General features: G+C 58.9%; 5 protein-coding genes and 1 pseudogene. 3 read left to right on the top strand and 3 right to left on the bottom strand.

The features are described 5' to 3' along the window. Positions 1-355: 355 nt before the first annotated feature. Positions 356-5518 (top strand): NACHT domain-containing protein, encoded by a 5163-nt coding sequence (locus tag C8J30_RS17665; RefSeq protein ID WP_146227961.1) that lies wholly within the window; start codon positions 356-358, stop codon positions 5516-5518. 97 nt (positions 5519-5615) lie between these two features. Here the strand turns inward: C8J30_RS17665 and C8J30_RS17660 are convergent, their stop codons facing one another. The 3 genes from C8J30_RS17660 to C8J30_RS18430 are packed head-to-tail and all read right to left on the bottom strand — an operon-like array spanning position 5616 to position 6847. Further along, positions 5616-6353 (bottom strand): DUF2971 domain-containing protein, encoded by a 738-nt coding sequence (locus tag C8J30_RS17660; protein ID WP_110807379.1) that lies wholly within the window; start codon positions 6351-6353, stop codon positions 5616-5618. After that, positions 6354-6572, bottom strand: a complete 219-nt coding sequence (locus C8J30_RS17655) for a hypothetical protein (RefSeq protein WP_110807377.1) — start codon at positions 6570-6572, stop codon at positions 6354-6356. Then, positions 6569-6847 carry a hypothetical protein gene (locus C8J30_RS18430; protein WP_146227960.1) on the bottom strand — a complete coding sequence of 93 codons (279 nt, stop codon included), beginning with the start codon at positions 6845-6847 and terminating at the stop codon, positions 6569-6571. The genes C8J30_RS17655 and C8J30_RS18430 overlap by 4 nt, the downstream gene beginning before the upstream one ends. Before the next feature lie 1486 nt (positions 6848-8333). Between C8J30_RS18430 and tnpC the strand changes: the two genes are divergently transcribed. Together tnpC and C8J30_RS17645 are read left to right on the top strand one after the other, a co-directional pair. Further along, on the top strand, positions 8334-10052 hold the full coding sequence (gene tnpC, locus C8J30_RS17650) for an IS66 family transposase (RefSeq protein WP_110807375.1): 1719 nt from the start codon (positions 8334-8336) through the stop codon (positions 10050-10052). 985 nt (positions 10053-11037) lie between these two features. Continuing rightward, a pseudogene (locus C8J30_RS17645) lies at positions 11038-11574 on the top strand (transposase). The last annotated feature ends 96 nt before the right edge of the window (positions 11575-11670 follow it).

Genomic DNA, 11670 nt, shown 5'->3' with positions numbered 1-11670 from the left:
ATCTGCTCTTCGGTGAACTTCGATCTCTTCATGTCCGGTCCTCTCATTGGGACGGACTCTAGCATCAGATGGACGAGTTATCGGGGGTCACAGCAGGATTTCAGAAGTTCGCTGCGGTCGCGAGGGGCTATCCGATCTAGTCGGAATGCGGACATTCGACCCGAAGCTCAGGCCAGCAGGATTAGCATAACAAGCGGATTCCTGAGCTCCGGCGCATCGAAAACTTGCGTCGCGGACGGGACGCGATTCAAAAGACCCTGGTTCCTTCCTCTGAGAAACCAAGAAGACATAACGTAGAAAACAATCGAAATTGTTCGATATTTACGCTATCGCGTAGATTAACTGCAGGATTGATTTGAAGACCACCGACGCGATGAGCCCTTCCCCCGAGGAAAGCACAAGTTCCGAACAGAAAGGCTCCAGTCCGGTCGGGCGCGGGGGCGCCGGAACGTATATTGAGGGCCAGCTTGGCGCCTATTATGTGCTGCAGATGCTCGCTGGCAGCGAAGCGCGCGGCCTCCCCAATGCCAGGATCGAGCGGGTGCAGCTTCAGGGCGAGAATGAAGGCTATGCCCTCGATGACCTGATCGTGCATGGTGTTTCGGAACAAGGCACCGCGATTCTCGAGGTCCAGTCCAAGCGCACAATCCGTTTTTCGCCCAAAGACTCTATCTTTCAAGCCGTCTGCGAGCAGATCGTGCGCAGTACTCCCGCTCAGAAGCCGACGGACCGCCATTTACTGGCGGTTGCGACGCAGCGAACCAGCTATGCTATCTCTGGCCCCTATCAGGACGTGCTCGAATGGGCGCACAGAGCGGAAAGCGGCGTTCAATTCTTCGCGCGGTTAGCCCTCCCGGGTGTTGCCAGCGAAGAGATGCGTAGTTTCGCCAAATCGTTCCGCAGCAACCTTGTGGTTCAAGGAGTCGCAGATGAGGACGAAGCCGTCTGGTCCATTATCCGCAGGTTCATGATCCTCGAGTTCGATTTCGAGTCTGGAGCACCGGAGGCAAAGGCCCATGCTCTGACACTTGCCCGTCAGGTCCTCGCGCCGGAAGATGCGACACGTGCCGAGGCGCTTTGGAGCAATCTTATCGAAATCGTCATCGAGACGGGTAAGGCCGGTGGCTCGGTCACGCGCCAATCGCTCAATGAGAGGCTGACGACGCGTGGCTTCCACCTAGTCGGCGATCAGAATTTCTCGCTCGCCCGCGCCAAGCTGGCGGAGATGTCGCGCCACGCACTCATGGAGATCGGGACCACTGTCGGCGGCGTCAATATCCCCCGCCTCGGCGCGCTTGCCGATCTCGAGAAAGCGCGCGACGGGCATCGCTTCATCGAGATCACTGGTAAACCGGGCGTGGGCAAGTCCTGGGTCTTGAGACATCTTGCTGAGCGGATAGGCCGTGAGGGCCATGTCATCGTCCTTGATCCCGTAGGCACGCCCGACGGCGGATGGTCGGCGCTCGCGCAACGTCTGGAAATGCCCGGGACCGCTAAGAACTTCTTGTGGGACCTGGCGGCTGGTGGCGGCGCGGTCTTGTTCATTGACGGCCTAGAGATGTTCACCTCCGTCGAGCGCCGCCGCACAGTGAATGACTTGCTGCGCGAAATTGCAGAGGTCCCAGGCTTTTCCGTAGTCGTGTCCAAACGGCCCGATGTCGGCGTCGAAGACACTCGCTGGGTCGCCGAGGACGCGCTCGCGAAGTTGGGTACGTCCTGCCAAGTGCTCGTGGGCGAACTGAACGACGACGAGGTTGCAGCCCTGGGCACTGCCGCCCCGGAATTGCACGCTCTGCTGTCGCGGGATCATCCGGCCGCGAGCATTGCGCGCAATCTCTATCGGTTGGCCCAATTGCTCAAGGTCCCGAGCTCGGCCAACATTCGCACTGAAGCGGCGCTCGCCGACCGATGGTGGAAGAGTGCCGATGGCGCAAAGCCAGATGATGTCCGGCCGGCGCAACGGCTCTTGGCCGAGCTAGCAGAAGCGGCGCTGGCAGGACAGGACCTGGTAGAGGCGTCGACGGACACACCGGCACGAGCTCATCTACTGCGTAGCCTGACCCTGTCCGAACCGAAGCGCGACCGTCTCAGCTTCTACCATGACGTGCTCCGCGACTGGGCGATCGGCGCGCGCCTCAACGAAGACATCACGTTGCTCGACAACGTCGATCTTTCCGTACCGCCATCGCCGCGGGTAGCACGTGGTATCGAATTTTCCGGTCGCTTCGCTCTCGAACAGGGACCGGATGGCTCGAACTGGACGGCTCTCCTTGGGGCCCTCTCGCGACCAGGCGCACATGATGCATGGCGTCGCCAAGCGCTCATGGCGATCGTGCGATCCGAGCTGTCGTCGCGGCTTCTGAGCCGCTGCCGCGCTGCATTGCTTGCCGATCGGGGCGCGTTGCTCGTCGAGATCTGTACCGCCATCGTCGCGACCGAAACGATCTCGGCCGCATCCGTCTTCAAGGAAATCGCCGCGACGGGCGCCGAGCTTCCTGTCGAGGCACCGGGCTCTTTGCGCATCGCCACGACGCTATCGGCGCCGACGGTTCTCGTGTGGTGCGCTGTGAACGCTGACGATATTCCAATCCAGGCGATCGCTGCCATCGTGAAGCTCGCTGAAGTCCAGTTCCTCACGATTATGAGCGTCCGCGAACTCGGACGGGCAACGGCGAAGATGCTCTTCGGCTGGCTGATGCAGATCGACTTGCGTGACGCCAACATCACGATCCCGGGTGCCGCGGATGCCCCACGGTTAGAACGCCATTCGCGCGCTACGATAATCGAGGATCTTCGAACCGTGGCGCTTCTTATGGCGTCACATGCGCCGGAAGACACGAAGGCCTATTTGACCGCGATCGCGAAAGAGAACGATCACTACAAGGTCAAGGAAATTCGGCCCTTCAGCAAAACCTTGGCCAGCGTCGCTCCGAACGAACTGGCGACTCTTATCAAGTCCAGTCTCCTTGAACAGTCACGTCGAGGGCAATCCCGAGGAGATTCTTTCCACGGCGCGTTCGGTTTTGCGGATACCGACTACATGCCAGTATCGCCTGCACAGCCCCCTTTTTTTGACTTGCTCGACGCAGACCCCGAGATCGGGCTCGACCTCATCCGTACACTGGTAGACGCGGCTGTCGAGCACCACGCGGATGGCGTGAAGGCGGGAACGGACGGCTTCATGATCAAATTCAACGGAAAGCCGCGCTTCTTTCCATGGGTCCAGACCTATTACTGGTCACGCTCCAGCCAAGCTCGGGAGTACGCTGCGTCTTCTGGCCTAATGGCGCTCGAAGCTTGGTCGCATGAGCGCCTCGAGAACGGCGAAGATGTCGATACGGTTTTGCGGGACATCCTCGGGCCGGATGGTAGTTGTGCAGGCTACCTGTGTGTCGCGCTCGATGTTCTCCTCTCGCATTGGCCGACGACACGCGACGCGCTCGTCCCGTTCGTGGCGAACCCCTCCCTACTTGCCAATGATCGCACGCGTGTGGGGTTGGAAAGGCTTGGAGGCGGGATGATGATGAAGCAGGAGCCTAAGGGCCGCGTCATGCTCGCCGATCTCGCGAACCGCCCATCACGCTCCATAATGCCCGAGCATCTGATACCCTATTACATGGCCGATGATCACGCGGCTCAGATGGTGCGCTCCCTGTTGGTTGAAGCTGTTCAAGAGACCGGACGGTACAGCGCGGAAGCAAACTTTGGCGATCCTGCATTCATAGGATCCTATGCACTCAACATGCTTGACCGGGCCAACTGGGTCGAAGTTGAAGGTGGTCTTCAATACAATTCGCCACCGGTAGAAGCCGAGCACCTCAAGCGCCTCGATGCCAATCGACAGGTACACGATCGATCCTTCACGATTGAGGCCCGAATTCGGCTGGCGATAAGCGATCCGGCAAAAGGTTCGTCAGATTTGGCGCGCGATGCCGTCCAATATGCAGCCGGCGATCTGCCTGACTACAGCGACACAGATTATCTCAAGTCACGAACGACAAGACTGATTTCGACCGCCCTGCTTGTTGCGCGGGACGGCGATGATGCCCTCCTTGACGAACATGAGGACTGGGTCCGGGCTGTGATTTCTAAGGCGCTCGCCGAGAAGGTCGACCGCTACACTTCCAACAAGGCGCTGGACTACCATCGGCCGGCTCAGGGCATCTGCGCCCTAATCCATCTTTGGCATCGGAGACGGCGCGTCGAGGACCGCGATCACCTGCTTCAAACCGTCGCTCGACAAGACCAGGCTGCCGTGATTGCGATCTCGGCAGCAAATGAGAGCATCAAAGATGCCGACGCGCGACTGCTCAAGGCCGCAGTGCGTATCGCTTTCACCTCGTGTCGTTGGCGTTGGCATCCCTATGACGAGGACAAGTCGACTGGACAGGCTTACGAGAAGGAAAAAGCCAGACAGGACACTGACGCGATCGCTGCGGAGATCACTTGGCTTGATGGCGGGCCCGAGCCGAACTGGCCAGACCTCCCCGAAGAGAAGCCTTCGTTCTCGCGCCAACCCCGTGCGGTGATCTCATCGAACGGTACACGCACCGAGCTCAACCGTGATGATGAATCGTTCCGGCGTGGGTCTAGGGAAGCCGTCACTCACGTTGACAGCCAAGGGCTCGCAAAGTGGGTTCGTCTCATCAGAGGCGAAGGTAGCGCTTTGCCAAGCTGGTATAGAGAGATTGTCAATGCCTACGCTCTTTGGTCAGCAAAGCTGATCGGTCATGGGTTTTCCGCTGATGCCGAAGTCATCCAGGCGCCCGACGCATGGATTGATCAATTCTATTCATTAGTTGCGTCAGCACTGATGGACGCTCCGCAGGATCGTTTTGAGTGGATGCTGCACCCGATCATTGAACTTCCCGATCGGTCCTTCTGCGATGTGGTCGCAACGCTCATTCACGCCGCCGATGTCACTTACTTTAACGAGCCGGACCGGCCGTCAGATCGCGCGGTTGCTCTGCGGCAGCAACTGGTAACGAGGACACTCGCGCTTAACCGTTGGTCTTGGGACCGTCACCGGGGAAGCCTTGGGATCGACATCGAAACCGGGCCGACAATCGGCATGCTGCTGATGAACTTCTACAATTCGTTCTCCGGGACAAAGAGCTACCTCGTTCGCGGTGTTTTTGACCGGATAGATCCCCTTCTTCAAACGGTGCGCCCTTTGATACCGGGCGGCCCGACAGCCTTCATCGCTCTCTGCACGATGAATACCTTGAACGTTGCGCCAACCGCGCGGCATCTCGACTTCCTCCTGTTCGCAGTTGAGACGTGGCTCGAAGTAACGACTGGCGACCGTGCAATGTGGCATGAGCTCGGTATCGGTCGCAAAGTCGCTGAATGGTTGAAGGCGGCGGCCGTCATTGATCCGTCTCTGTATGGTCAGTCTCACCCATCACGCAGCCGCATCGATGCCATCCTTGGGCGTCTCGTCAGCTTGGGCGTATCAGAAGCCCACGAGCTGGAAGTAAGGATCCAAACGGAAGCGAACGGCCAAACCCCACGTTGAAAACGTTCAGACTGGACAATACGATGCTGCTGGACCAGCCCCACGAGGGATGGGTTATTGACCTGCCCCTATCCGCTACCCAAGTTCGTCCTCTCCGTCACGGTATTTCGACGACGAAGCCTTCGGGTGGTTTGTAGAGCAGTGAGCGCTTGATGCGTGCTTCGTCGATTCTGGTTCGCGCGACGATCTCGTCCTTGAACTTGCAGAATTTCTCGTAGGACATACGCGGGTCGATCATGAACTGGTCAAACGCGGCATGCGGGTCGAGTGCGTATTTGTAGACGCCGCCGTCATGCTTTTTGTTTTGTCCTTCGAAATAGATCAGCCGGACTTCAGCCTCGTGTTCGAAGGCATCCCGTTTTTTGAGCAGGGACCTTGCAACGGCTTCGGCGGTTAGACCGTCCCTGAAGACCGAACGCGCGAATTCCTTGAGTTTGAAATCAGGCGGATAGTCAACCTTGCCGATGAAGCAGCTATCGTTGATCACACCCTTGTTGGCAGCGCAAAGGCTGTCGATCAGTCTGCCAACGGTTGTCCTGACTCGGACGGCATCCGTTTGCGGCGAGTAGATGCGCCACATCGCATCCGATCTCTTCTTGAGCGTCCAGCACTGGCCATAAACATCGTCGTGGAAGGCGAATTCTCCGGTCTCGCCAGCGGCAGTGCGGACAGGCGATCTTAGGATGAAATTCTCGAACGGGTCTTCCCACATAGTCGGCCAGACCAAGGCGTTCTTTTTCTCGTCAAAGAGTTCAAAGAAGCGATTGCGCGGGAACACCCTGTAGATGGTGGTGCGCCGCGTGATGTCGCCGATAATTGTGCTGCGTTTTGCCATTCAGGCTCCTTTCACATCGAAGCCGAGGAACCGCAACGCTTTGGCCATGCGTCCGTTCATCGGCGGGCATTCATCGGGTTTGACTGTGCCGTAGAGTTCGAAGGCGCAGAAATAAGCAAAGCGCTTCAGCTTGATCGAGCGGTCATAGAGTACATCGTGAACGCGCTCGATGAAATCGCCTGGCCGTGCAGCAGGTATGCGAGTCGCGACACGGTTCAAGGTTTGTCGGGATCACAGCCAGAATATTTGAATTGGACGAGCTCGATGCTTTCGATCGTATCGACATACGAGCCGAAATAGAACGCCGCGTCAACCCCATCCCATATCGAGTCCTCCATGTCCGCCGTATCGTCGGCCCGAACACCTTCTACCGTTAGTTGGACTAGATCGGATCCGGGCGCGATAAGTTCGAGCGCGCGAAGCGCAGCCCAAAGTTCGTGGTAATCGTTGCCCGCATTGCTTCCGCGCTTGCCACTATAATCGGTTCGTCTCACGCAGGTGTCCGCCTCTCGTAAACTCGAAATCTCTACCGACAAGCTTTAGCAACTTTGGGAGTTGTGTCCCGCCCTTTGCGACCTTTCGGAGAATGGTCGTGCGCCCATAACGCAAGAAGCGTGATGCGTGTCATCGAGCCCCCGAGGCGGAGGCCCGGGCCGCGAGGTTAATGCGAAAAATGAAATTTCGTATGCGGGTGTGGGCGGGCGATGTGTCGTTGAAAACGTGCAGTCGACGCTTGGGGCGGCATTGTCGCACCGTCATGGGGTTCTACCACACCCGTTGACGGACTGCCGACGCAAGGTTCGGGCCGGGCGTTCCGCCCTGCCGGAGGAGGCCGCAGGGGCATTTGTCGCTGCTCGCGTATGGCTGCCGGCGGGGCTGACAGGAGAGGTCGATGAGTCGGCCGTGGATGAAGGCATGAGCGTCGCGATCGGTAACGGCTGCTCCATTTGATCCGCAAGTTCCAGGAGCGAACCTCTGCCGACAGAAGGTCCGGGTTCAACGGGGCTCATGCTTGGTGAACTCCCCGGCAAGGTGGCTGCAGGGTTGCATGTCGCATGCGATTTGATTCGGCCGACATGATCTTCAAGCTGCCGGAGGGTGACAAAAATACAAATTGACATCTAATTGATCTCTAGGATCAGCGGCCGCTTCGCGTCGCTTGGGCGAATCGACAAAAATAATTCGGACAGCGAAAAATGAAATTTTTGAAAGCACTGTCGCAAGCCTCGATCAGCAGCGCAAGCCATTTAACCGGGAAAATTCATTAAACACAGATTTGCGAAAATCGTGGTTAATGATTCATTGCTGGGAAATTTCGCTTTACAAGATGGATCCGCCAGAGTCACAGGATTTTTCGTCGGATTTAATTCGCAAAGGATCTGGCGAAATAGAGGAGGGCCATCGCTGCATCAAAACTGCACTCGCGCCAGTGCGTAACTGTATCGGATGACGGAAATACTCGAAAATACAGGAAGTGCGTCGCGATTGTGAGGTGAAATCGCTCTCTCGGCATAAATATAGAACAGCTATGAAGGCTGTTTTGTTCTCACGGGAGGCATTCACGCCACTTAACGGCGGCAGCGGATGTATGAGAAGTGTATGGACGATGCATGCCGGAATAAAATGTCGCGTAGCGGATATAGGCGAGCCGCGCCATAGCCATGATGGCAGAAGCCGTATTTGCTGTGTGGCAAAGCCTTAAATGGCTTTGATAAATTGCAACGAGTTGCGTCGCCGCGCAATGTTGCGATGTTTCTGACGGGTGCGCTTTTCGAAGGCACATCCAAATAAATAACGGAAACTATCTCGGCTCCAACAGGATTGGGAAGAAAAACTTCGCTTCGGGCGCTTTTGTGCGAGTCCGGAGACGTGTTCTCGCATGCCAATCACTCGGAGCGACGGTCACGCGTCGCATCTGCGGCCCCCCGAAACCGACACCGCCTGCCCGGGCGGGGTCTTGTCGAAATAGAGAGACCGACAATGACTGACGAACCTCTGAATGGCGAGATATTGCCGCCCGAGGAAGAAGATCCTCCTCATGGTGAAGGCACAGAAACCTTCACCGGCAAGCTCAGCGCCACGAGCCAAATCATCAACGAAATTTCCGAAATCGCTCTGTCGCTGCCCGACAAATACCGCTGGGAGCGCAACGCGCTCAACGTCTGTGTCCGCGCCCTGCACATGGAGCATATGGCCTCTCAGGAACGCCTGCAGGGCGCCAGGCGAAAGATCTCGGCACTGAAGTCCGATCTGCGTCGTACGACCGAGCATCTCAGCATGCTGAAAAGCAAAATGTGGGGCGAGAGCTCCGAGAAGGATCGTGAAGCGATCGAGGATGACGAGACCGATCTCGCCGATATCCCCGATTTCGAACCGGAAAAACCGGAGAAAAAGAAGGGGCGCGGGGTGACGAAACTGCCCGACGACCTTGAGCGGCGGCATGTCGATCATTTTCCGCCGGAACGCCACTGCACCTGCGGCCGCGAAATGAAGTCGATCGGTGTCGAGACCCGGGAACGCCTGGTCACGATCCCCGAACGGCAGGTGGTGGAAGTCCATCACTATCACACCTGTGCCTGCAACCGGACCATCTGCAAGGAGAACAAACCGATGTCCGCCAAAGCTGAACGCTACATCATGCGCGGCCGCAAGGCCGATCTCGACACCGTGATCGAGTATTCGCTGCAAAAATTCTATGAAGCGAAGACGGTTTATCGTCAGGAGCGCCGCCTGCTCGACGCCGGGTGCAACGTCACGCGCCAGCATCTCGGCCGCCTCACGACGCATCTGGCCGGCTTCCTCGAGCCTGTCTGCGACGAAATCTGGAAGCACGCGACCGCCGGCCACTCGGCTATGATGGACGAGACGCCGTTGCGCGTGCAGGCGGAGGGAAAATGCGAGCTGGGCTATCTCTGGGCGATCTGCCGCGATGAGCGCGGCTGGAACCCCGATGCGCGTCCGGCGGTGTATTTCCGCTATGCCCCGTCGCGGGGCGGGCAGGTCGCGAAAGAGATGCTGGAGGGCGCGCTGATCGATACTCTCCAGACCGATGGCTACGCGGGGTATAATGGCGTCCGCCGTGCTCCGGGCCAGAATGACGGTGTGGACATCCAGCGGTGCGTGGCGCATGCCCGTCGCCAGTTCACGGATGCCCAGAAGGTGGCCCCCAGCACCCTCGCCAAGCGCGTGCTCAAGCGTATCGGGGGCATCTATGCTGTCGAGAAGCGTGCAAAGGGCCTGCCGCCCGCGCAGCGCGAGGCCATGCGCTTCGCCGAGGCGCTGCCGGCTCTGAAAGCGATCCGCGAGGAGCTGCTGAAGGCCGAACCGGATCTGCCGAAGGGGAAACTCAAGAATGCGGCGAATTACTTCCTGAACGCGTGGGAGGACCTGATCCGTTACGTCTTCGATGGCCGGCTCGAGATCGACAACAACCCGGTCGAGCGCTGCATGCGCCTCATCGGGGTGACCCGCAATAACTCGCTGTTCGCCGGGAGCCATGCGGCGGCCGAGAACTGGGCCATCTTCTACACCCTGATCGAGACCGCGCGCCTGAACGATGTCGATCCGTTCAAATACGTGCGCTGGGTCGTGGGCGAGATCGAAAAGGGCCGCGAATTGACCGATTACAGCCGCCTGATGCCCTGGGATTACAAGGCTGTGGCCCCGGCGCTCGCAAACCCGCCGAAAAAGGCGGCCTGATCCGCCGGGATCGCCGCCTGCCGCGCGGCGATCCCTTTCCGCGCCCCGCGCGCATGATCTTGTTCAGCCGGGCCCCGCACATCGGGGTTCCGGCCCAAAGTCATGTCCGAGCATCGAAGCCACGCCCGACGCATCAGTCGATCGGCCGCGTCGGGTCTGGACGCACCTTCCGGGCGACGCGCTCATTCCCTGACGCATTTGCCGTTGATGGCCTCGCCAAGCGGGGCGCGGCGCACTTATTCATGTCAGTGGCTGCGTTGAGGACGGCAAGGCGACGCCTCATACATCCATTTGGAGGCAGCCTAACCCCTCGGCCATCCTTTGTCGCGTTTTGCCCGACCCATTTCCGGCGCGTCTGAGGCCTTACCAACGCCTTCCGATCTCGGCGCGATGATCCTGCCGTCGCCGCCGGCAAACGCCTCCGTACCCTTGAACCTCGAAGTTCGATCGGCCGCCCGCTCACTTTGGCGCCTTGAACGCTGCCGAGGCAGCGGCGGGAACCATCGATGACGCAGCATCAGAAGCCACCACGTTCGATGACGCGATTCGGCTTCAACAGGCTTCAGACGAGCCGAATCGCCAGCTTGGTGGCGAAATCCATGTCAATCCCCGGCCGGATGCACCGCTTACAGTGCATACGTCGCACTTGCGCTTGACAGGAAGGCCGTGGCGAGGTTGCATGGGGGCGAGCATCCGTGGTTGCACATATGCTGATGCGGTCTTTGCGGCGCGCCCTCAAGGCACTGGTTCAAAAGAGGAATCAGACCATCTGGTTTGGTTTGTGGGCATCCTAGTACCCCAGCCAAACCTCCAGATCAGCCTTGAAAAACAGACAACAAGCCCATGCGGCTTGGGCATTCTGGGGTCAGGTTACACAAGAGGTTGCACACCGGGCACCACAAACACCCCGTGCATCCCTATAGGCTCCCGACCCATTGATTTCAGGCATTTGGCCTGATTCAGGCACCGCAAGGAGACCTGATCGATGAGCACTCTTTATTGGCTGAGCGACGCCCAGATGGAGCGCCTGAAGCCGTTCTTTCCCAAGAGTCACGGCAAGCCCCGTGTCGATGATCGTCGCGTTCTGAGCGGCATAATCTTCATCAATCGCAATGGGTTGCGGTGGTGCGACGCGCCGAAGGAATACGGCCCGTCCACTTGAAGGGGACCGTGGCCGCAGTGGGGCCGCGCGAGCCCCTGAAAGGCTCTACAGCCGCTGGAAGCGCTGGGGCGACAACGGGGTCTTCGCTCGGATCATGGTGGGCCTGGCCGCCGAGAGCGCCGAGCACAAGACGATCATGATCGATGCGACCTATCTGAAGGCGCACCGCACGGCATCAAGCCTTGGGGTGAAAAAGGAGGGCGCGGACGCCAGATCGGGCGCACCAAACGGCGCAACCGCATCGAGATCATGTTCGGCCGCCTCAAGGACTGGCGGCGCGTCGCCACTCGATATGACCGGTGCCCGGAAACGTTCTTCTCTGCGATCATGCTCGCCGCAACCGTCTTGTTCTGGCTGTGATCAAGAACGAGATGCCGTAACGGGGCCTGCGTCACGACCCGCCCGTTACCGTTGCAAAATCGAGGGCAAGCTGGCGCCATTCCCGGATCGGATCCT

Source organism: Rhodobacter viridis (assembly GCF_003217355.1).
Classification (GTDB): Bacteria; Pseudomonadota; Alphaproteobacteria; order Rhodobacterales; family Rhodobacteraceae; genus Rhodobacter; species Rhodobacter viridis.
Note: the sequence above shows the minus strand (reverse complement) of the source record. Positions and strands in the feature narration are given on the sequence as shown.

What these genes read in the sequence shown, in the direction of transcription:
- C8J30_RS17660 (WP_110807379.1), bottom strand. Translation starts at nt 6,353, where the DNA reads ATGGCAAAACGCAGCACAATTATCGGCGACATCACGCGGCGCACCACC.
- tnpC (WP_110807375.1), top strand. Translation starts at nt 8,334, where the DNA reads ATGACTGACGAACCTCTGAATGGCGAGATATTGCCGCCCGAGGAAGAA.